The sequence below is a fragment of the Brevundimonas vesicularis genome (assembly GCF_900445985.1).
GTDB lineage: Bacteria > Pseudomonadota > Alphaproteobacteria > Caulobacterales > Caulobacteraceae > Brevundimonas > Brevundimonas vesicularis_D.
In genome coordinates this window covers 1,293,446-1,313,415 of the sequence record NZ_UAQP01000005.1, presented here as the reverse complement: position 1 = coordinate 1,313,415, position 19,970 = coordinate 1,293,446, and the positions used below count along the sequence as shown (strand labels likewise).

General features: G+C 65.0%; 32 protein-coding genes. 30 read left to right on the top strand and 2 right to left on the bottom strand.

Annotation, left to right across the window (positions count from 1 at the left end):
* Positions 1–12: 12 nt before the first annotated feature.
* The 29 genes from rplC to DT343_RS06450 all read left to right on the top strand — a co-directional run bounded on the left by rplC (position 13) and on the right by DT343_RS06450 (position 16,358).
* Positions 13–762, top strand: coding sequence for a 50S ribosomal protein L3 (rplC, locus tag DT343_RS06590; protein ID WP_039248546.1), 750 nt, complete (start codon positions 13–15; stop codon positions 760–762).
* Entirely contained in the window at positions 762–1,400 is a 639-nt protein-coding gene (gene rplD, locus DT343_RS06585) for a 50S ribosomal protein L4 (protein WP_017506058.1), read from the top strand. Before rplC ends, rplD begins: the two co-directional genes overlap by 1 nt.
* Positions 1,400–1,702, top strand: coding sequence for a 50S ribosomal protein L23 (locus DT343_RS06580; protein ID WP_008260292.1), 303 nt, complete (start codon positions 1,400–1,402; stop codon positions 1,700–1,702). The genes rplD and DT343_RS06580 overlap by 1 nt, the downstream gene beginning before the upstream one ends.
* A 4-nt stretch (positions 1,703–1,706) precedes the next feature.
* A complete protein-coding gene (gene rplB / locus DT343_RS06575; RefSeq protein WP_017506056.1) occupies positions 1,707–2,543 on the top strand; it encodes a 50S ribosomal protein L2 in 837 nt (278 codons plus the stop codon).
* Between the two features lie 2 nt (positions 2,544–2,545).
* The gene (rpsS, locus tag DT343_RS06570) at positions 2,546–2,824 is read left to right on the top strand and encodes a 30S ribosomal protein S19 (RefSeq protein ID WP_017506055.1); all 279 of its coding nucleotides are present in this window, start codon (positions 2,546–2,548) and stop codon (positions 2,822–2,824) included.
* A 3-nt stretch (positions 2,825–2,827) separates the two neighbouring features.
* A complete protein-coding gene (gene rplV / locus DT343_RS06565) occupies positions 2,828–3,208 on the top strand; it encodes a 50S ribosomal protein L22 (protein WP_017506054.1) in 381 nt (126 codons plus the stop codon).
* Positions 3,208–3,963 (top strand): 30S ribosomal protein S3, encoded by a 756-nt coding sequence (gene rpsC / locus DT343_RS06560; RefSeq protein WP_112862207.1) that lies wholly within the window; start codon positions 3,208–3,210, stop codon positions 3,961–3,963. Before rplV ends, rpsC begins: the two co-directional genes overlap by 1 nt.
* Before the next feature lie 3 nt (positions 3,964–3,966).
* Entirely contained in the window at positions 3,967–4,407 is a 441-nt protein-coding gene (gene rplP / locus DT343_RS06555; RefSeq protein WP_017506052.1) for a 50S ribosomal protein L16, read from the top strand.
* Positions 4,407–4,604 (top strand): 50S ribosomal protein L29, encoded by a 198-nt coding sequence (gene rpmC / locus DT343_RS06550; RefSeq protein WP_008263673.1) that lies wholly within the window; start codon positions 4,407–4,409, stop codon positions 4,602–4,604. The genes rplP and rpmC overlap by 1 nt, the downstream gene beginning before the upstream one ends.
* Positions 4,605–4,614: 10 nt before the next feature.
* Positions 4,615–4,857 carry a 30S ribosomal protein S17 gene (rpsQ, locus tag DT343_RS06545; protein ID WP_017506051.1) on the top strand — a complete coding sequence of 81 codons (243 nt, stop codon included), beginning with the start codon at positions 4,615–4,617 and terminating at the stop codon, positions 4,855–4,857.
* 18 nt (positions 4,858–4,875) lie between these two features.
* Positions 4,876–5,244: a 50S ribosomal protein L14 gene (rplN, locus tag DT343_RS06540; RefSeq protein WP_003164378.1), complete on the top strand. Its 369-nt coding sequence runs from the start codon at positions 4,876–4,878 to the stop codon at positions 5,242–5,244.
* A 1-nt stretch (position 5,245) separates the two neighbouring features.
* Positions 5,246–5,554: a 50S ribosomal protein L24 gene (gene rplX, locus DT343_RS06535; RefSeq protein WP_039248554.1), complete on the top strand. Its 309-nt coding sequence runs from the start codon at positions 5,246–5,248 to the stop codon at positions 5,552–5,554.
* Positions 5,554–6,114, top strand: a complete 561-nt coding sequence (gene rplE, locus DT343_RS06530) for a 50S ribosomal protein L5 (protein WP_017506049.1) — start codon at positions 5,554–5,556, stop codon at positions 6,112–6,114. Before rplX ends, rplE begins: the two co-directional genes overlap by 1 nt.
* 19 nt (positions 6,115–6,133) lie before the next feature.
* Positions 6,134–6,439, top strand: coding sequence for a 30S ribosomal protein S14 (gene rpsN, locus DT343_RS06525; RefSeq protein WP_017506048.1), 306 nt, complete (start codon positions 6,134–6,136; stop codon positions 6,437–6,439).
* Positions 6,440–6,454: 15 nt separating this feature from the next.
* Complete coding sequence (gene rpsH, locus DT343_RS06520; RefSeq protein WP_008262310.1) at positions 6,455–6,853, top strand: 30S ribosomal protein S8; 399 nt, start codon at positions 6,455–6,457, stop codon at positions 6,851–6,853.
* A 1-nt stretch (position 6,854) separates the two neighbouring features.
* The gene (rplF, locus tag DT343_RS06515; protein WP_112862206.1) at positions 6,855–7,388 is read left to right on the top strand and encodes a 50S ribosomal protein L6; all 534 of its coding nucleotides are present in this window, start codon (positions 6,855–6,857) and stop codon (positions 7,386–7,388) included.
* Between the two features lie 3 nt (positions 7,389–7,391).
* Complete coding sequence (gene rplR / locus DT343_RS06510) at positions 7,392–7,748, top strand: 50S ribosomal protein L18 (RefSeq protein ID WP_008259637.1); 357 nt, start codon at positions 7,392–7,394, stop codon at positions 7,746–7,748.
* Positions 7,749–7,760: 12 nt separating this feature from the next.
* Complete coding sequence (gene rpsE, locus DT343_RS06505; RefSeq protein ID WP_055753395.1) at positions 7,761–8,369, top strand: 30S ribosomal protein S5; 609 nt, start codon at positions 7,761–7,763, stop codon at positions 8,367–8,369.
* Between the two features lie 3 nt (positions 8,370–8,372).
* Complete coding sequence (gene rpmD / locus DT343_RS06500; protein WP_055753396.1) at positions 8,373–8,561, top strand: 50S ribosomal protein L30; 189 nt, start codon at positions 8,373–8,375, stop codon at positions 8,559–8,561.
* A 140-nt stretch (positions 8,562–8,701) separates the two neighbouring features.
* Positions 8,702–9,295: a 50S ribosomal protein L15 gene (rplO, locus tag DT343_RS06495; RefSeq protein ID WP_112862205.1), complete on the top strand. Its 594-nt coding sequence runs from the start codon at positions 8,702–8,704 to the stop codon at positions 9,293–9,295.
* Positions 9,296–9,423: 128 nt separating this feature from the next.
* The gene (secY, locus tag DT343_RS06490) at positions 9,424–10,803 is read left to right on the top strand and encodes a preprotein translocase subunit SecY (protein WP_017506043.1); all 1,380 of its coding nucleotides are present in this window, start codon (positions 9,424–9,426) and stop codon (positions 10,801–10,803) included.
* A 37-nt stretch (positions 10,804–10,840) separates the two neighbouring features.
* Positions 10,841–11,401, top strand: coding sequence for an adenylate kinase (locus DT343_RS06485; RefSeq protein WP_055804620.1), 561 nt, complete (start codon positions 10,841–10,843; stop codon positions 11,399–11,401).
* 27 nt (positions 11,402–11,428) lie between these two features.
* On the top strand, positions 11,429–12,160 hold the full coding sequence (locus tag DT343_RS06480; protein ID WP_112862204.1) for an energy transducer TonB: 732 nt from the start codon (positions 11,429–11,431) through the stop codon (positions 12,158–12,160).
* A 138-nt stretch (positions 12,161–12,298) separates the two neighbouring features.
* Positions 12,299–12,667 (top strand): 30S ribosomal protein S13, encoded by a 369-nt coding sequence (gene rpsM / locus DT343_RS06475; RefSeq protein WP_026108555.1) that lies wholly within the window; start codon positions 12,299–12,301, stop codon positions 12,665–12,667.
* 9 nt (positions 12,668–12,676) lie between these two features.
* A complete protein-coding gene (gene rpsK, locus DT343_RS06470) occupies positions 12,677–13,066 on the top strand; it encodes a 30S ribosomal protein S11 (RefSeq protein WP_013268944.1) in 390 nt (129 codons plus the stop codon).
* 93 nt (positions 13,067–13,159) lie between these two features.
* Positions 13,160–14,179, top strand: coding sequence for a DNA-directed RNA polymerase subunit alpha (locus DT343_RS06465; RefSeq protein ID WP_017506040.1), 1,020 nt, complete (start codon positions 13,160–13,162; stop codon positions 14,177–14,179).
* A 104-nt stretch (positions 14,180–14,283) separates the two neighbouring features.
* A complete protein-coding gene (gene rplQ / locus DT343_RS06460) occupies positions 14,284–14,703 on the top strand; it encodes a 50S ribosomal protein L17 (protein WP_112862203.1) in 420 nt (139 codons plus the stop codon).
* Between the two features lie 89 nt (positions 14,704–14,792).
* On the top strand, positions 14,793–15,251 hold the full coding sequence (locus DT343_RS06455; RefSeq protein ID WP_112862202.1) for a GNAT family N-acetyltransferase: 459 nt from the start codon (positions 14,793–14,795) through the stop codon (positions 15,249–15,251).
* 90 nt (positions 15,252–15,341) lie between these two features.
* Entirely contained in the window at positions 15,342–16,358 is a 1,017-nt protein-coding gene (locus DT343_RS06450) for a LysR substrate-binding domain-containing protein (protein WP_258522510.1), read from the top strand.
* On the opposite strand, the gene DT343_RS06445 is transcribed toward DT343_RS06450, so the two are convergent.
* Together DT343_RS06445 and DT343_RS06440 are read right to left on the bottom strand one after the other, a co-directional pair.
* Entirely contained in the window at positions 16,330–17,187 is an 858-nt protein-coding gene (locus tag DT343_RS06445) for an ABC transporter permease subunit (RefSeq protein ID WP_112862200.1), read from the bottom strand. The genes DT343_RS06450 and DT343_RS06445 overlap by 29 nt on opposite strands.
* The gene (locus DT343_RS06440) at positions 17,177–18,088 is read right to left on the bottom strand and encodes an ABC transporter ATP-binding protein (protein ID WP_112862199.1); all 912 of its coding nucleotides are present in this window, start codon (positions 18,086–18,088) and stop codon (positions 17,177–17,179) included. The genes DT343_RS06445 and DT343_RS06440 overlap by 11 nt, the downstream gene beginning before the upstream one ends.
* 156 nt (positions 18,089–18,244) lie before the next feature.
* Between DT343_RS06440 and DT343_RS06435 the strand changes: the two genes are divergently transcribed.
* Positions 18,245–19,966 carry a hypothetical protein gene (locus tag DT343_RS06435; RefSeq protein ID WP_112862198.1) on the top strand — a complete coding sequence of 574 codons (1,722 nt, stop codon included), beginning with the start codon at positions 18,245–18,247 and terminating at the stop codon, positions 19,964–19,966.
* Positions 19,967–19,970 lie beyond the last annotated feature (4 nt).

Below are 19,970 nucleotides of genomic sequence, written 5' to 3'. Positions count from 1 at the left end.
AGGCGGGATCCGATGCGCACGGGCGTGATCGCCAAGAAGCTGGGCATGACCCGCGTGTTCGCCGATGACGGCGCGCACGTACCGGTCACTGTGCTGCAGCTCGACGGCTGCCAAGTCGTCGGCCAACGTACCCAGGAGCGTGACGGCTACGTCGCTCTCCAGCTGGGCGCTGGCACGAAGAAGGCTAAGAACACCAACAAGGCTCAACGCGAGACCTTCGCCAAGGCGGAAGTCGAACCGAAAGCCTATGTGACCGAGTTCCGCGTCGATGCGGACGGTCTGCTGGACGTGGGCGCCGAGCTGTCGGCCGAACACTTCCTGGTGGGCCAGAAGGTCGACATCCAAGGCGAGACCATCGGTAAGGGCTTCGCCGGCGCCATGAAGCGCTGGAACTTCGGCGGCCTTCGCGCCACCCACGGCGTTTCGGTCTCGCACCGTTCGCACGGTTCGACGGGTAACCGTCAGGACCCGGGTCGCACGTTCCCCGGCAAGAAGATGGCCGGCCACTACGGCGCCGAAACCGTCACCACCCAGAACCTGACCGTCGTCCGCGTGGACGCCGAGCGTGGCCTGATCCTGATCAAGGGCGCTGTCCCCGGTCACGACGGCAGCTACGTCAAGGTTCGCGACGCCATCAAGAAGGCTCGCCCGGCCGACGCTCCGTTCCCCGGCGCGCTGAAGTCGAGCAAGTCTGCTGCTCAACCCGCCTCGACCCCGGCTGAAGAAGCCCCCGTCGAAGCGACCGAAGGCGGTGAAGCGTAATGAAACTCTCTGTCATCCAACTCGACGGCAAGGCTGCTGGCGACGTGGAACTGTCGGACGCCGTCTTCGGCATCTCCGACATCCGCGGCGACATCCTGGCCCGCACCGTCAACTGGCAACTGGCCAAGCGCCGCGCCGGTACGCACAAGGTTCAAACCCGAAACGAGAACTCTCGTACGGGTAAGAAGATGTACAAGCAAAAGGGCACCGGCGGCGCTCGTCACGGTTCGCGCCGTGCACCGCAGTTCGTCGGCGGTTCGCGCGCCTTCGGCCCGATCGTTCGCGATCACGGCTTCTCGCTGCCGAAGAAGATCCGCGCCCTGGCTCTGCGTCACGCCCTGTCCTCCAAGGCCAAGTCGGGCGACCTGATCGTGGTAGACACCGTCTCGGTCAAGGAAGCCAAGACCGCTTCGCTGCGCGAAACGCTCGGCAAGCTGGGCTGGACCAAGGCGCTCATCATCGCGGGTCCCGAAGTCGATACGAACTTCGGCCTGGCCGCACGCAACATCCCGCACATCGACGTGCTGCCGAACGCCGGCCTGAACGTCTATGACATCCTGCGGGCTGACAAGCTGGTGCTGACGAAGGCCGCCATCGAGGCCATCGAAGCCCGCTTCAGCGATAAGGAAGCCGCGTAATGGCCGCTCAACCTACCGCCAAACACTACGACACCATCCTGGCCCCGGTGATCACCGAAAAGGCCACGATCCTGTCCGAGCAGAACAAGGTCGTCTTCCGCGTCGCCGACACGGCTACCAAGGACGAGATCGCCGCTGCGGTCGAAAGCCTGTTCAAAGTCAACGTCCTGAAGGTCAACACCCTGGTTCAAAAGGGCAAGACCAAGCGCTTCCGGGGTATCCTGGGTCGCCGGGTCGACATCAAAAAAGCGATCGTGACGCTGGCTGACGGCCAGTCGATCGACGTCACCACGGGGCTCTGATCAGATGGCCTTGAAAACCTACAATCCGACTTCGCCGGGCCGTCGCGCCCTCGTGCTGGTCGACCGTTCGGAACTCCACAAGGGTCGTCCGGAAAAGTCGCTGACCGAAGGCCTGACCAAGTCGGGCGGACGCGGGCAGGGCGGTCGCATCGCGGTCCGCTTCCGCGGCGGCGGCGCCAAGACCCTGTACCGCAAGATCGACTTCAAGCGTCGCAAGTGGGACATGGTCGGCACGGTCGAGCGTCTGGAATACGACCCGAACCGCACGGCCTTCATCGCCCTGGTCACCTATGCCGACGGCGAGAAGACCTACATCATCGCGCCGCAACGCCTTAAGGCGGGCGACACGATCGTCGCGGGCGAAAAGACCGACGTGAAGCCGGGCAACGCCATGCCGCTTCGTTCGATGCCGGTGGGTACGATCATCCACAACATCGAAATGAAGCCGGGCAAGGGCGCCCAGCTGGCCCGTTCGGCCGGCGCCTACGCCCAGCTGGTCGGTCGCGATCAGGGCTACGCCCAGATCCGTCTCGGCTCGGGCGAACTGCGTATGGTCCTGGATGGCTGCATTGCCACGGTGGGCGCGGTTTCGAACCCCGACCACATGAACCAGAACCTGGGCAAGGCCGGTCGCAAGCGTCACATGGGCTGGCGTCCGCACGTTCGCGGCGTCGCCATGAACCCGATCGACCACCCGCATGGTGGTGGTGAAGGCCGGACCTCTGGTGGTCGTACCCCCGTCACGCCGTGGGGTAAGGACACCAAAGGCACTCGTACCCGCAAGAACAAGGCTACGGACAAGTACATCATCCGTACCCGCCACGTTAAGAAGGCTCGCTAAGAATGGCCCGCTCCTCCTGGAAAGGCCCGTTTGTCGACGGGTATCTGCTCAAGAAGGCCGACGCCGTTCAATCGTCGGGCCGCAAGGACGTGATCAAGACCTGGTCGCGCCGCTCCACCATCCTGCCGCAGTTCGTCGGTCTGACGTTCGGCGTCCATAACGGTCAGAAGCACGTGCCTGTGTCGGTCTCGGAAGAGATGGTCGGCATGAAGCTCGGCGAGTTCGCCCCGACCCGGAACTTCCCGGGTCACGCGGCGGACAAGAAGGCCAAAAGGAAGTAACCGATGGCCCAGACAAAAAACGAGCGTCGGGTCGCCCCGACCGAGGCCCGCGCCAAGCTGGTCAACGTGCGCATCAGCCCGCAAAAGCTGAACCTGGTCGCCGCTTCGATCCGCGGCATGCCGGTCCAGAAGGCGCTGAACGAGCTGGAATTCAGCCGTAAGCGCATCGCTGGCGACGTCCGCAAGGTCCTGTATTCGGCGATCTCGAACGCCGAGAACAACCACAACCTCGACATCGACAATCTGGTCGTCGCCGAGGCCTTCGTGGGCAAGAACCTGGTGATGAAGCGTTTCGCGAGCCGTGCTCGCGGTCGTTCGTCGCGCATCCTGAAACCGTTCAGCGAGATCACCATCGTGGTCCGTGAAGCCGGCGAGGCCGCCTGATGGGACAGAAAATCAATCCGGTCGGTCTGCGCCTCGGCGTGAACCGCACGTGGGACAGCCGCTGGTTCGCCGCCGGCGCCGACTATTCCCGCCTGCTGCACCAGGACCTAAAGCTGCGCCAGTGGCTGCGGGAACGCCTGGCCGCCGCCGGCGTGTCGCGCATCATCATCGAGCGCCCGCACAAGAAGTGCCGCATCACCATCTACGCCGCCCGTCCGGGCGTCGTGATCGGCAAGAAGGGCGCTGACATCGAGAAGCTCCGCAAGGACATCTCGGCGCGCACCGAGGGTGAAGTTCACCTGAACATCATCGAAGTCCGCAAGCCGGAAACCGATGCGCAGCTGATCGCCGAGAACATCGCGCAGCAGTTGGAGCGCCGCGTGGCCTTCCGTCGCGCCATGAAGCGTTCGATGCAGTCGGCCATGCGTCTGGGCGCCAAGGGCATTCGTATGAATGTCTCGGGTCGTCTGGGCGGCGCCGAAATCGCTCGTATGGAATGGTACCGCGAAGGTCGCGTGCCGCTTCACACGCTGCGCGCCGACATCGACTATGGTTTCTACGAAGCCAAGACGACCTACGGCATCATCGGCGTGAAGGTCTGGGTCTTTAAGGGTGAAGTGCTGGAGCACGATCCCATGGCGCAGGACAAGCGTTGGGCCCAGGAAGCTTCGGGTCCGTCCTCGAACGAAGGCCGCGAACGCGGCGGCCCCCGTGGCGACCGCGGTCCGCGTCGCGACCGGGGACGTGAGAACTAAGTCATGTTGCAACCGAAGAAGACCAAATACCGCAAGGCCTTCAAGGGCCGGATCCATGGCTCAGCCAAGGGCGGTTTCTCGCTGAACTTCGGGTCGTATGGCCTGAAGACGCTGGAGCCGGAACGCATCACCGCGCGTCAGATCGAAGCGGCTCGCCGCGCGATCACTCGCCAGATGAAGCGTCAGGGCCGCGTCTGGATCCGCGTCTTCCCCGACCTGCCCGTCACGGGCAAGCCGGCCGAAGTCCGGATGGGTAAGGGCAAGGGCGCCGTGGACCACTGGGCCGCGCGTTGCCACCCGGGCCGTATCCTGTTTGAAATCGACGGCGTGCCGGACGATGTCGCCCGCGAAGCACTCCGTCTCGGCGCCGCCAAGCTGCCGGTCCGCACCAAGGTCGTGACCCGTATCGACGCCGGCGTCGCGCATGTGGAGGCTGCCGCCTAATGACCAAGATCGCCGATCTGCGGTCGCAAACGACCGACCAACTGTCCGACGAGCTGCTGAAGCTCAAGAAGGAACAGTTCAACCTGCGCTTCCAGGCGGCCACCGGCCAAATGGAAAAGACTCACCGCGTTGGTGAAGTCCGCAAAGACATCGCTCGCATCTCGACGCTTCTGCGCGAGAAGCGTGCGGCCTCGTAAGGAAACGAATATGCCCAAGCGAATTCTTGAAGGCGTGGTCGTGTCCGACAAGGGCGAGAAGACTGTCGTTGTGAAGGTGGAGCGCACCCTGCTTCACCCGCTTCTGAAGAAGACCGTCCGGTCGTCCAAGAAGTACCACGCGCACGACGAAGCCAACGCGCTCAAGGTCGGCGACATCGCTCGCATCGTCGAGTGCGCCCCCAAGTCCAAACTGAAGCGCTGGGAAGTCCTTTCCAACGCCTCCGCCTCGTAATCAGAAGGATCTGATCTTATGATCCAGATGCAAACTAACCTGGAAGTGGCCGATAATTCGGGCGCCCGCCGGGTCATGTGCATCAAGGTGTTGGGCGGCTCCAAGCGCCGCTACGCCTCGATCGGCGACACAATCGTCGCCTCCGTGAAGGAAGCCATCCCGCGCGGCCGTGTGAAGAAGGGCGACGTCGTTCGCGCCATCGTCGTGCGCACCGCCAAGGACATCCAACGCAAGGACGGCTCGGTCATCCGCTTTGACAAGTCGGCCGCCGTCATCGTCAACAAGCAGAACGAGCCTGTCGGCACGCGGATCTTCGGCCCGGTTCCTCGCGAACTGCGCGCCAAGAACCACATGAAGATCATCTCGCTGGCTCCGGAGGTCCTGTAACATGGCCGCCAAGATCAAGAAGGGCGACCGCGTCGTCGTCCTCACCGGCAAGGACAAGGGCCGCACGGGCAACGTGCTGAAGGTCCTGCCCACCGAAAACCGCGTCCTCGTCGAAGGCGTCAACATGGTTCAGCGCCACACGCGCCCGAGCCAGGCTGACCCGCAGGGCGGCATCAAGAACAAGGAAGCCTCGCTTCACCTGTCGAACGTCGCGATCGCCGACGCCAACGGCAAGGCGACCCGCGTCGGCTTCAAGATCGATGGGGACAAGAAGGTCCGCATCGCCAAGACGACGGGAGACGTCATCTGATGGCTACCGAGAAGTACACCCCGCGCCTCAAGGACGAGTATCACGCTCGCATCCGCCAGGTGATGAAAGAAAAGTTCGGCTACACGAACGAAATGCAGGTGCCCAAGCTGGACAAGATCGTCCTGAACATGGGCATCGGCGAAGCCGTCGCAGACTCCAAGAAGGCGAACACCGCCCTCAAGGATCTGACCGCCATCGCCGGTCAGAAGGCCGTCGCCACCAAGGCCCGTAACTCCATCGCCGGCTTCAAGCTGCGCGAAGGCATGGTCATCGGCGGCAAGGTCACCCTGCGCGGCGACCAGATGTACGAGTTCCTGGACCGGTTCATCACGATCGCGCTGCCACGCGTGAAGGATTTCCGTGGTCTGAAGGGCACGTCCTTCGATGGTCGCGGCAACTACGCCACGGGTCTGAAGGAGCACATCGTGTTCCCGGAGATCAACTACGACCAGATCGATCAGATGTGGGGCATGGACATTGTCGTCTGCACCACGGCCAAGACCGATGAGGAAGCCAAGGCTCTCCTCACCGAGTTCAAGTTCCCGTTCGTGAAGAACTGAGCGGGAAGGGAAGAGCACAATGGCTAAGAAAAGCGCCGTAAACCGCAACGAAGCCGTCAAGGCCCTGGTTGCGAAGTATGCCGCGAAGCGGGCCGCCCTGAAGGCGACCGCCAACGACGAAAACCTGCCGCTGGAGGAGCGCTTCGAGGCGCGCCTGCAACTGGCCGCCCTGCCGCGCAACTCCGCGCCGAGCCGCATTCGCAACCGCTGCGAAGTGACGGGTCGTCCGCGGGCGTTCTACCGCAAGCTCAAGATGAGCCGGATTGCGCTGCGTGAACTGGGCAACCTGGGCCAGATTCCCGGCCTGACGAAGTCCAGCTGGTAAGGGGAGCGAACAGACATGATGATCAACGATCCCCTGAGCGACATGATCGCTCGCATCAAGAACGCGGCGACCCGCAAGCGTTCCAAGGTGCTGACCCCGGCCTCCCGTCTGCGCCAGCGCGTCCTCGACGTGCTGCAGGACGAGGGCTACATCCGCGGCTACAACCTGGTTCAGAACCCGGGTGAGTTTCCGCAGTTCGAGATCGAGCTGAAGTACTTCGACGGTCAGCCCGTCATCGCCGAGATCGCGCGCGTGTCCAAGCCGGGCCGCCGCGTCTATTCGGCGATCGGCGATCTGAAGCCCGTCAAGAACGGCCTCGGCATCTCGATCCTCTCGACTTCGAAGGGCGTCATGTCCGACGCTTCCGCCCGCGACGCTAACGTCGGCGGCGAAGTCCTCTGCAGGGTCTACTGATATGTCCCGTATTGGCAAGAAAACCATCGCCGTGCCGAAGGGCGTGACTGTCACGCTCGACGGCCAGAACATCACCGTCAAGGGACCCAAGGGCGAACGCGTCTGGACCGTCGCCGACGAGATCGAAGTCAAGCAGGAAGGCGACGAAGTGTCGCTGACCCCGCGTTCGGACACGCCTCGGGCTCGCGCGATGTGGGGTCTGTCGCGCACCCTGGTCGACAATATGGTCACGGGCGTCACCTCGGGCTTCGAGAAGTCGCTGGAGCTGGTCGGCGTGGGTTACCGCGCCGCGATGAAGGGCGACGCCCTGTCGCTGCAACTCGGCTTCTCGCATGAAGTCGACATCGCTCCGCCGTCGGGCGTCAGCTTCGCCGTGCCGAAGCAGACCGAGATCAAGATCTCGGGCGCTGACAAGCAAGCCGTCGGTCAGATCGCCGCGGTCATCCGCAAGCTGCGTCCGCCGGAGCCCTACAAGGGCAAGGGCGTCCGTTATGCGGGCGAGACCGTCCGTCGCAAGGAAGGCAAGAAGAAGTAAGTCATGGCTCTTTCTCTTCGACAACAAGCCAAGCGTCGCTCGGAGCGCACGCGTCGCCGCCTGAAGGCTGTCGCCAACGGTCGTCTGCGTCTGTCGGTCTACCGTTCGGACAAGAACATTTCGGCCCAGATCATCGACGACGCCCAGGGCGTGACCGTCGTGGCTGCCTCATCGCTGGAAGGCGGCAAAGGCAAGCGCGGTTCGGATACGGCTGCGGCCGCCGCGATCGGCAAGCTGATCGCCGAACGCGCCATCGAGAAGGGCGTCAAGGACGTCGTCTTCGACCGTGGCGAGTACATCTATCATGGACGGGTGAAGGCGCTGGCGGAAGCCGCGCGTGAAGCCGGCCTGAACTTCTAAGGGACGCGACAGATGGCGCAACAACCCCAACGCGGCGGCGGCGGCAACGATCGCAACCGTCGTGACAACCGCAACGGTCCCGCTGCTGATGGTCCGGATTCCGACATCGTCGAGAAGCTGGTTCACATCAACCGCGTCGCCGCCACCGTCAAAGGCGGCCGTCGCTTCAGCTTCGCAGCCCTGATGGTCGTCGGCGACGGCAAGGGTCGCGTCGGCTTCGGTCACGGCAAGGCGCGCGAAGTGCCGGAAGCCATCCGCAAGGCGACCGAAGAAGCCAAGAAGACGATGATCCGCGTTCCGCTGCGCGAGAACCGCACCCTGCACCACGACGGCAACGGCCGTTGGGGCGCCGGCAAGATCATGATGCGCGCCGCCCCTCCCGGGACCGGCGTCATCGCGGGCGGTCCGATGCGCGCCGTGCTCGAAACCCTCGGCGTCCAGGACGTCGTGGGCAAGTCGACCGGTTCGTCGAACCCCTACAACATGATCCGCGCGACGTTCGAAGCGCTGAAGGTCCAGTCCTCGCCCCGTCAAGTCGCGTCCAAGCGCGGCAAGAAGGTCGCGGATCTGATGGGCCGCCGCAACGACGGCGCCTCGGCGCCCGAAGCCGTGGAGTCCTAAGTCATGGCTGAGAAGAAAACCCTCACCGTCAAGCAGACCGGTTCGCCGATCCGCCGCAAGAACGACCAGCGCGCCACCTTGGTGGGCCTGGGTCTGAACCGCCTGGGTCGTGAATCGACCCTGGAAGACACGCCTTCGGTTCGCGGGATGATCGCCAAGGTCGCCCACTTGACCGAGATCGTCGAAAAGTAAGCCGTTTCGCCCTCTCCCGAACCCGGGAGAGGGCGTTTCTGCACTTGCGAATACACAGAGGGTCGCCTATCAGCGGCCCTTCATTTTTTCCAAGCCGAGTCCGGACGATCCGGGCGCTAGCACCCGAAAGGATCAGGCACATGAAACTGAACGAAATCCGCGACAACGAAGGCGCCCACAAGAAGCGCATGCGCGTCGGCCGTGGCCCCGGTTCGGGCAAGGGCAAGACCGCTGGTCGTGGCGTCAAGGGTCAGAAGTCGCGTTCGGGCGTCGCCATCGGCGGCTTCGAAGGCGGCCAAATGCCGCTGTACATGCGTATGCCCAAGCGCGGCTTCAACAACGCCAATGCTCTGAAGTTGGCTGAAGTGAACCTGTGGCGCCTGCAGGACGCCGTGGACGCCGGCAAGCTGGACGCCAAGTCCGAACTGAAGGGCGACGCCCTGGTCGCCGCCGGCGTGATCCGTCGCGTCAAGGACGGCGTGCGTCTGCTGGGCACCGGCGAGCTGAAGCAAGCGTTGAACCTGGTCGTCTGGTCGGCCACCGCCGGCGCCAAGAAGGCCGTCGAGGCCGCTGGCGGCTCGGTCGTCGAGCAACGCATCGAAGCGGAAGCCAAGGCCGCCGCGCGCGTCGAGAAGCGCAACGCCGCTAAGGGCAAGGCTCCGGCCGCCAAGGCGCCGCGCGGCGACGAGAACAAGATCTCGGCCCGCACCAAGCGCACCGCCGCCAAAGCCTAAGTCACGCGTCGTCGCGGCGATTGGGTCGTGACCTGATTACATCTGCGACGACGAAAGAACGGAAGCGGCCCTCGCATGAGGGCCGCTTTCCGCCTATCTGACGACTCAATCAGTCGTGGGGACGCATAATGGCTTCGGCCGCAGAACAACTCGCCGCCAATATGAACATGGGCTCGTTCGCGAAAGCGACCGAGCTGCATAAACGCCTGCTGTTCACGCTGGGCGCGCTTCTGGTCTATCGCATCGGCACCTATGTGCCGATCCCGGGCATCAACTCGCAGGCCTTCCTGCAGTTCTTCCAGAACCCGGACGGTCAGCGCGGCATCCTGGACATGTTCAACATGTTCTCGGGCGGAGCGGTCGAGCGTATGGCCATCTTCGCGCTGAACGTGATGCCCTACATCTCGGCCTCGATCATCGTGCAGCTGATGGGCACGGTGTATCCGCCCTGGGAGAAGCTGAAGAAGGAAGGCGGCGAAAGCGGCCGCAAGCAGCTGAACCAGTACACGCGTTATCTGACGGTGTTTCTGGCGCTGGCGCAGTCCTTCGGCATCGCGGCGGGTCTGAACAGCACGGCCGGCCTGGTCGACAACCCCGGCATCTTCTTCATCATCTCGACGGTCGTGACCCTGACCGGCGGCACCATGTTCCTGATGTGGCTGGGCGAGCAGGTGACCGCGCGCGGCGTCGGCAACGGCATCTCGCTGATCATCTTCGCCGGTATCGTGGCGGTTCTGCCGTCCACCATCGCCCGCCTGTTGGGCTTGGCCCAGCAAGGTCAGATGTCGGCCTTCGCCCTGCTGTTCATCGCCATACTGGCCGTGGCCACCGTGGTCTTCATCGTCTTCATGGAACGCGCCCAGCGCCGTCTGCTGATCCAGTATCCGAAGCGCCAGGAAGGCAACCGCATGGCTGGCGGCGAGCGTTCGTTCCTGCCGCTGAAGGTCAACACGGCCGGCGTGATCCCGCCGATCTTCGCTTCGTCGCTGCTGATGCTGCCGACGACGGTTGCGACCATGACGGCCAACGCCGACCTGCCCAGCTGGATGAGCTGGCTGCCGCTGGTGACGGCGCAGCTGACGCACGGCCAGCCGCTGTTCATGGCGCTGTATGCCGCCCTCATCGTCTTCTTCTGCTTCTTCTACACCTCGATCACCTTCAATCCCGAAGACACGGCCGAGAACCTGCGTAAATACGGCGGCTTCCTGCCGGGCATACGTCCGGGCAAGCGCACAGCGGAATATCTGGACTATGTCCTGACCCGCCTGACCGTGATCGGCGCCGCCTACATCACCGCAGTCTGCTTGCTGCCGGAATTTATCGTCAGCCAGTTCGGCAACAGCCTGTACTTTGGCGGAACGTCTATCTTGATCGTTGTCTCGGTCACCATGGACACTGTGGCCCAGATTCAGTCCCAACTGCTGGCGCACCAGTACGAAGGCCTGATCAAGAAGGCCAAGCTGCGTGGTCGTGGCGGTCGCGGCGCTCCCACGCCCGTTCGCCGCTAAGTCTTAGGTTGTCAGACGCCCAGGGGAGGGCTGAAGCATGAACTTGATCCTGTTCGGACCGCCGGCGGCGGGCAAGGGCACCCAGGCCAAGCGGCTGGTGGAAGAGAAGGGCATGGTCCAGCTCTCCACCGGCGACATGCTGCGCGCGGCCATCGCCTCGGGCTCGGAGCTGGGGCTCAAGGTCAAGGACGTGCTGGCGCGCGGCGACCTGGTCACCGACGAGATCGTCATCGCCCTGATCGAGGATCGCCTGCCGGAGGCCGAGGCCGCCGGCGGCGCCATCTTCGACGGCTTCCCCCGCACCGTGGCCCAGGCCGAGGCGCTGGACGAGATGTTGGCCAAGCGCGGTGTTCAGATCGACGCCGTCGTTCGCCTGAAGGTTGACGACGCCGCTCTGACCGAACGGATCGCGAAGCGCTTCGCCGAACAGGGCCGCCCGGACGACAATCCGGAATCGTTCAAGGTCCGGCTCGAGGCCTACAACCGCAACACCGCGCCTCTGCTTCCCTACTATGAAGCCCAGGGCAAGTTGACCGAGGCCGACGGCATGGGCTCGATCGAGTCCGTCGCCAAGGCGATCGACGAGGCCCTGGCCTGATTTGCGTTTTCGGGCGTTGATCGCCTGATGACTGAGTTGGACGATCCTAAACCCCAAAAGACCCGCCTGCGTCGCTGGCGCATGGCGGGAATATTCGTCGGCGTCGCCGTCGCGGAAATCGGCTTGTTCCTGTGGCTGGGACAGGTGAGGGGGCCGGCGCCGACGCCCGTAGTCGAGCCGCAGCCGTTTGAGGTCGTGCTCTACGATCCGCCGCCGTCGATATCCAACGAACCCCCGGCGCCCGAGACCGGCGGCGGCGCGCCCGCTGCGCCATCCGTCATTCACACGCCGCCGCCTCCGCCCAAGGAACGCCCGCGCGAAGTTCCGGCGCCGCCCGTCAAGGCGTCGGAGCCCGCGCCCGTCGTCGGGGTCGCGCCGGCGCCCTCGCCGCAACCCGGCTTCGGCCAGGGCGGGCAGGGGACCGGCAGCGGATCCGGTGTCGGGTCTGGATCCGGCCCCGGCAGCGGCTCGACCGGACCGCGTCTGGTCACCGGTCCCACCATCGGCCAGATTCGCGCCAACCACCCGCCGGGCGCCCGCACTCGTTACGGTCGGGTCGAACTGTCCTGCGTCATTCGCCTGGACAGCCGGCTGGACGGTTGCCGCGTCGTTCAGGAGACGCCCCCCGGCCTCGGCTTCGGCGCGGCCGGCTTGCAGGTGTCGGGCTATTTCCGCTTCACGCCGCCAACCGAAGACGGTCGGCCGATGGAAGGCCAGCGGGTCACCGTTGGCGTCGACTTCGGCCGGCCGCCACGCTGAAGCGGCGCCGCGCGGGAGCGGATGTTGACGCCCGGTGAATCATCTGTATAAGGGCGCCTTCCCGCGAAGGGCGCCACGCTCCTGGTTTGTTAACCGGAGCGTTTGTTGCGTCTGACTAACGCGTATCTGGAGAATTTCGTGGCCCGTATTGCTGGCGTCAACATCCCGACCAACAAGCGCGTAGAGATCGCGCTTCAGTATATCCATGGCATCGGCCCCGCCGCCGCCAAGGACATCACCGAGAAGGTGGGCATCGAGCCCGCTCGCCGGGTGAACCAGCTGACGGACGCCGAAGTCCTGTCGATCCGTGAAACGATCGACAAGGATCACACCGTCGAGGGCGACCTGCGCCGCGAGACGTCGATGAACATCAAGCGTCTGATGGATCTGGCCTGCTATCGCGGCCTGCGTCACCGCAAGGGCCTGCCGGTCCGCGGCCAGCGCACCCACACGAACGCCCGCACCCGCAAGGGTCCCGCCAAGCCGATCGCCGGCAAGAAGAAGTAAGACAGACACATGGCCAAGGAACCGGGTCGCGTAAAGAAGCGCGAGCGCAAGAACATCACCTCGGGCGTCGCCCACGTGAATGCTTCGTTCAACAACACCATGATCACGATCACCGATGCCCAGGGCAACGCGATCTCGTGGTCTTCGGCGGGTCACATGGGCTTCAAGGGTTCGCGTAAGTCGACCCCTTACGCCGCTCAGATGGCTGCGGAAGACGCTGGCAAGAAGGCCCAGGAACACGGCGTGAAGACGCTGGAAGTGAACGTTTCGGGTCCGGGCTCCGGCCGTGAATCGGCCCTGCGCGCGCTGCAGTCGGTCGGTCTGACGATCACGACGATCCGCGACGTCACGCCTATGCCGCACAACGGTTGCCGTCCGCCCAAGCGTCGTCGCGTCTAAGCGATAGCGTTCTAAGGCACCCCCAATCTCCGTCCGCTCCATCATGGCCTCGTCGACAAGGCCGGAGCAGGCGAAACCCGTTCGAGGGACAAAATGATCGAAAGAAACTGGCAAGAGCTGATCCGTCCCGAGAAGCCGCAGATCGAGATCGGTTCCGACGCCCAGCGCAAGGCGCGCTTGGTGGCCGAGCCCCTCGAGCGTGGCTTCGGCGTGACGCTCGGCAACGCGCTCCGTCGCGTTCTGCTGTCCTCGCTGCAAGGTGCGGCCGTCACGGCCATCCAGATCGATGGCGTTGTTCATGAATTCTCGTCGCTGGAAGGCGTGCGCGAAGACGTGGTCGACATCGTCCTGAACATCAAGCAGCTGGCGCTGCGTATGCACGCCGAAGGCCCCAAGCGCATGACCCTGCGCGCCACGGGCCCCGGTCCGGTGACGGCCGGCCAGATCGACGTGCCGGCGGACATCGAGGTTCTGAACCCTGACCACGTCATCTGCACGCTGGACGACGGCGCCTCGGTGCGCATGGAACTGACTGTCCAGAACGGCAAGGGCTACGTCGCCGCCGAGCTGAACCGTCCGGAAGATGCGCCGATCGGCCTGATCGCCGTCGACGCCCTGTATTCGCCGGTCAAGAAGGTGGCTTACCGCGTCGAGCCGACCCGTCAGGGTCAGTCGCTGGACTACGACAAGCTGCTGCTGGAAGTCGAAACCAACGGTGCGGTCACGCCGGTTGACGCCGTGGCCTACGCCGCGCGCATCCTGCAGGACCAGCTCCAGATCTTCATCACCTTCGAAGAGCCCAAGAAGGCTGTCGAGCAGTCGGACGGCAAGCCCGACCTGCCCTTCAACCCGGCGCTGCTGAAGAAGGTGGACGAGCTGGAACTGTCGGTTCGTTCGGCCAACTGCCTGAAGAACGACAACATCGTCTACATCGGCGACCTGATCCAGAAGACCGAGGGCGAAATGCTTCGCACCCCGAACTTCGGCCGCAAGTCGTTGAACGAGATCAAGGAAGTTCTCACGACGATGGGCCTCAGCCTCGGCATGGACGTGCCGAACTGGCCGCCCGAAAACATCGAAGATCTGGCCAAGAAGTTCGACGACCAGATCTAAGTTCAACCCTCCGCCCGTCTCCTTCGGGAGAATGTCGGGGCGGTTAGAAGATTACGGTTCCAGGTCCGCTTGAGGATACCGGTTCCGGAGTAGGAGAGACCCAGATGCGCCACGGCGCCGCCCATCGTAAACTCGGTCGCACGAGCAGCCACCGCACCGCCATGTTCGCCAACATGGCCGCCTCGCTGATCAAGCACGAGCAGATCACCACGACCCTGCCCAAGGCGAAGGAACTGCGTCCCTTCGTCGAGAAGCTGGTCACCCTCGCCAAGAAGGGCGACCTGCACGCGCGTCGTCAGGCCATCAGCCAGGTTCGCGACGTGCCGCAAGTCGGCAAGCTGTTCGAAACTCTTGGCCCGCGCTACAGCGAGCGTAACGGCGGCTATATCCGCATCATGAAGGCCGGCTTCCGCCACGGCGACAACGCCCCGATGGCCGTCATCGAGTTCGTCGACCGCGACGTCGAAGCCAAGGGCAAGGATTCCGGTCCGGTCCTGGCCTTCGAAGGCAGCGACGAAGACTAAGATTTGGTCGTTTGACCAAACGCCGGAAGGGCGGTCGGAGCGATCCGACCGCCCTTTTGCTTTGCGTGGAAGCCGGACATGAGGGGTGAATGACCGTCGCCATCGTCGATTTCCGTCCCGATCACGCCGCCGCCTGGGCGCAGTTGAACACCGCCTGGCTAGTCGAGGGCGGCTTCGCCATCGAGGCCAAGGATCGGCTGGCGATCGATGATCCGCAGGGTGTCTTTCTGGACAAGGGCGGGCGCATCTTCATCGCGCAGAGGGCTGGGGAGGCCGTGGGCTGCTGCGCCATGGTCGCGACCGGCGACGCGGTAGAGATCTGCAAGATGACCGTCACGCCCGCCGCGCGCGGCCTAGGTCTGGCGCGACGCCTGCTGGACGCCTGCGAAGCGGCGGCGCGGCAAGCAGGCGCTGCTCGGCTCTATCTGGAAACCAACAGCGCCCTGAAGCCCGCGATCGCCTTGTATGAAAGCGCCGGCTTCGTCCATCTGCCGCCACGGCCCACCCCCTATGCGCGCGCTGACGTTTTCATGGAGAAACGGCTTTAGCCGCTCCAGAACGCGGCGATCGCCATGCCCCATATGAGCAGAATGCACAGGCCGTAGGCGATTTGATCCCGAGGCGAGCGGCGGGGTGGTTTGGGCGGTGGGTTTGGAAGCGGCATCGCCAAGCTTGAAGCCGATAGGCGACGACAGCGAAATCGATTAAGCGGGTTGAGCTCTGTGAGGGTAGGTCACATGTCGGGTCGCGCACCGCCGCCGCTGAATGCGCTGCGAACCTTCGAAGCGTTCGCGCGGCATGGCAGCATGACCCGTGCAGCGGCCGAGTTGTGTGTCACCCACGGTGCGGTCAGCCGCCAGATCGCGGCCTTGCAGGCTTCGCTGGGAGTGGTTTTGGTGACGGGACCACGCCATGCGCTTACGTTGACGGAGACTGGGGCGAAGCTGGCCGAGGGCCTGACGCCAGCGTTTAGCGCGATCATGGATGCGGTCGAGGCCGCGCGGCAGGGCGCGGTGCGGGAGATCGAGATTTCCTGTCTGGGCACCTTCGCCTTGAAATGGCTGATCACGCGCTTGCCGTCATTTCTGGAGGTGCATCCTGACGTGCGCGTTAGGCTGTCGGAATCCTATGCGACTGTCGATTATCGGCGCGACCGCTTCGACGGCGCCATCCGCATTGTGGAGCCGGATCAGGTTCATGCGCGAACCGAAGCGACACCCTTTTTGGCTCAACATCAAGGACCTGTCGGATCGCCATCCATGATGGCTCAGCTGCCAACGATGGAAGCCTTAACTGGCGCGCCGCGGCTGCATTCGGCGACCTTCCGTCGGGCGTGGTCGGTCTGGGCTGAACTGGCCGGCGTGACCCTGCCGCCGGCGGCGATGGAGCGAGAATTCGCGCACAATCATTCGCTGGTGGAGGCGGCAATCGCTGGCCTTGGCGTGGGGATTGCGCCCTGGGCTTTCGTGGCGCCGGACGTGATGGCCGGTCGGTTGGCCGCGCCGTTCGGCTTTGTCGAGCGACCGTCTCGGTTCGTCTTTCTGCGGCCGGAAGGCCGCAAGGACGCGGCGGTGGACGCCTTCCGCGACTGGCTGGTTGCGGAAGGCGCGCGCAGTCCGTCGCCGCCTATTCCTTCGACAGGTCCTGGCGGTTGAACCAGGCGACGGCGGCAGCGAAGGGGACGCCGATCCAGAGGGCCAGGCTGAGTACGCCCTTGAGTATGGCCTGATCGGGCAGTTGCGCCGCCGATGCGCCGCCCTCGATGGCGGCTTTGAGCAGGTCGGTGGCCATGCCCGGCGACAGCAGCGGCAAAAGCCAGCCGTCCGGCGTCACGCCCATCGGCAGCAGCAGTTGGGGCAGGAAGAACTGGGCCACGCCGATCACCAGCGGCGCGAACAGGGCTGCCAGCAACGAACGCGTCACCACGGCGGCCAGAAGGCCGAGCATGGTGAACTGCAGAATGCGCGCCCAGGACGTCAGGGTCAGAAGGCCGAAGTCCGTCGCCGCTGCGCCGGTCATCGAGAAGGTGAGGGGGCGGCCGAACACCGCCGCCTGGATCACACTGGCGATCACGTCGGAGATCAGGGCGGCGATGGTCGCCAGCACGATCACCAGACCCACGACCGCGACCTTGCCGGTCAGCAGGTTCGGCCGGGTGTTGCGCGCGCTGATCAGCCGCCAGGTCTCCCAGCGATAGTCGCCGGCGTAGATGGTCGCCGCGCCGATCAGGACGAACATCAGGATCGCGGGATTGGCGAAGTCGCCCGCGCTCTTGACCAGAGCCATCCCCAGATCGAGCGGGCCGCCCTTCATCATATCCGGCAGCAGCTTGCCCGCCAGCTTGGCCTCATTCGCCTTGGCGACCACAAAGCCCAGGGTGGCCAGGATCACGCCCATGATCGGGATGAACAGCACGCTCCAGAACAGGGCGGTGCGGTTCTTGGACAGGCGGTAGGTTTCTGATCGGATCGCGTCAGCCAGCACGGTTTTGCTCCTGCACGCCGGTCCAGCCGGTTTCGCTCATGAAGACGTCTTCCAGGTCCGCGCCGATCCAGCGGGCCTCTTCGATATCGACGCCGCCCTCGACCAGCGCCTTGATGGCGGCGGCGGCCTCGGCGCGCGGCACGGCGGCCACGATCGCGTCGCCCTCTAGCGTCGCGCGGTCGCCCAGCACGGACATGGCCTTCGCCAACGGCGTGACCGACAGGCGCAGACGCTCGCCCGAGGCGGTCAGGTCGGAGACGCGGCCCTCGGTGATCACCTTGCCCTTGTTGAAGATGGCGACGCGGTCGCAGACGCGCTGGACCTCCTGAAGCTGGTGGCTGGCCAATATGACGGTAACGCCGTCGTGGTCGGCCAGGCTGCGGATCAGAGCGCGCATTTCCTGGATGCCGGGCGGATCCATGCCGCTGGTCGGTTCATCCAGGATGACCAGATCCGGCTTGGTCATCAGGGCGGCGGCGACGCCCAGGCGTTGCAGCATGCCGACCGAAAAGCCCTTCACCCGGCGGTTGGCGGCCTCGGTCAGGCCGACACGTTGCAGCCAGTCAGCGATCTCGGCCGAGGACACGCCGCCATGGGCGCGGGCCAGCCATTCCAGCACCTGGCGGGCGGTCATGAAGGGCGGAAAGCGCGGCGTCTCGATCATCGAGCCCATGCGACGCATCGAGGCCGGATCGCCGATCCGACCGCCCATCACCACAGCCTCGCCCTCGGTCGGTCGAATCAGGCCCAACAGCGTGCGAAACAGCGTCGATTTGCCCGCCCCATTGGGACCCAGAATGCCGTAGACCCCGCCGCGCGGGATCGACAAGGTCAGGCCGTCCAAGGCCTTTACCGTCCCGTAGGTCTTGGTCAGGCCGCGAATGTCGATGACGGTTTCCATGGGCCAAGCTTGGCGAGTGAACGCCGGTCGCACAACCCGTTGCGTGGTCGTCGTCCATTAAGTTTAGGCAATGGTTGGGATCGCCGCCGCCTGCGCGACCTGGATTTGGCGCTAGGCGTTTTTGAGCGCACACTGGTCGCCAAAGGGGAGGCGGGGATGCGTAAGAGTCTGTGGGTCGCGACGGTTTCGGTCGCCTGTCTGATTGCGCCCGTGGCGGTCGCCGACGCCACGGCGACGGCGGCGACCCTGGCCCTGATCACCAATCCGCAGGTCTGCGGCCGGGTCGGCGCCGTCGGCGATGTCCAGCCGACACGCGACATGGTCATGGCCCCAGGCTTCGGCGACGAGGGTTTCGCGGTCGATACGAAGACCCCCGAGGCCCAGGCCTGGTTCGACCACGGGGTTCGACTGCGCTGGGCGTTCGAGCATTCGGAGTCGGTGCGGGCGTTCAGGAAGGCGAGACAGCTGGACCCGTCGTGCGGCATGTGCGCCTGGGGCGAGGCCTGGGCGATCGGGCCGAACCTGAATGGCGGCGGGGGCGATCCCGAATCGATCGCTACCGGCCTGCGCGTCGCGCGTGACGCGCGGCGTCTGGCCCGCGACGCCACGCCGATGCAGCGCCAGATGATCGACGCCCTAATCCAGCGCTATTCCGGCAAGGAGAAGACCCGCGCCCTGCGTTACGCCCGCGCCATGGACCGGATCGCAAAGCGCCATGCTGACGACGTATCGGTCGCCTCGATCACCGCCGACGCCTGGATGCTCCAGCCCGAGGGCGAATGGTGGGACAAGGACGGCAAGGCGACCGATCCGGCCGTCACCCGCGCGATGGCGATCCTAGAGCACGCCCTGACGGTCAAGCCGAACGATCCGGGCGCCATTCACCTGTACATCCACCTGACCGAATGGTCGGACGATCCGCACAGGGCACTGGCCTATGGCGAGCGGTTGGCCCTGCTGGCGCCGGGCGCAAGCCATCTGGTGCATATGCCGTCGCACACCTTCTATCGGGTCGGGCGCTACAAGGATGCGATGATGTCCAACCTCAACGCCGTGGCGCTGGACAGGAACTACGACCGACTAGTCGGCCCGCCCGGCGGCATTCGCGGCATGCGGCTGCATGCCCACAACATTCATTTCGGCATGGGCGGCGCCCTGATGGCGGGCGGGGCCGAGCGGGGGCTGGAGCTGGCCGACTGGTATATGGCGACCTATCCGCAGCTGGCGGGACCGCCCGAGGCGGGCGAGGACGGCTATGTGGTCTATCGTCAGGTGATGGCGGCGGACGCCTATGCGCTTTACGGCCGGTTCGGTTCGGACGCCCGGGTCGCGGCGCTGGCCGAGCCGGACGTGGGCCGTCCGCTGATGCGGGTCGGGTGGCGCTATGCGCGGGGTGAGGCGGCGGCGCGGCGCGGTGATGTGGCGGCGGTTCGGGTCGAGGCCCAGGCCATCGCCGCCCTGCTGGCGGACAAGGCGTTCAAGGGTCCGATGGCGGATCGTCAGACCGGTTTCGCCGAACTGTTCCAGAAGGTGCTGGAAGGGCGCGCGGCCATGATCGATCAGGACTATCCCGCCGCCATCGCCGCCTATGGGCGGGCGGCGGCGATCCAGGCCATGTCGCCCGAGGGCGGCGATCCGCCGATGATCTGGTATCCGACGCGCCGAAGCCTGGCCGCCGCCTTGCTGGCGTCCGGCGATGCGGCTGGGGCGAAGGCCAAGATCGGCGAACTGCTGAAGGATTGGCCGAACGATCCCTACAGCTATTACGTCCTCTACCGCGCCGAACAGGCGCTGGGCGACGAGGCGGCGGCCAATGACGCCCTGCGCCATGCCGGCGTCGAATGGATCGGCGGACAGATAAGTTTGGCCGAGGCCTGACGCC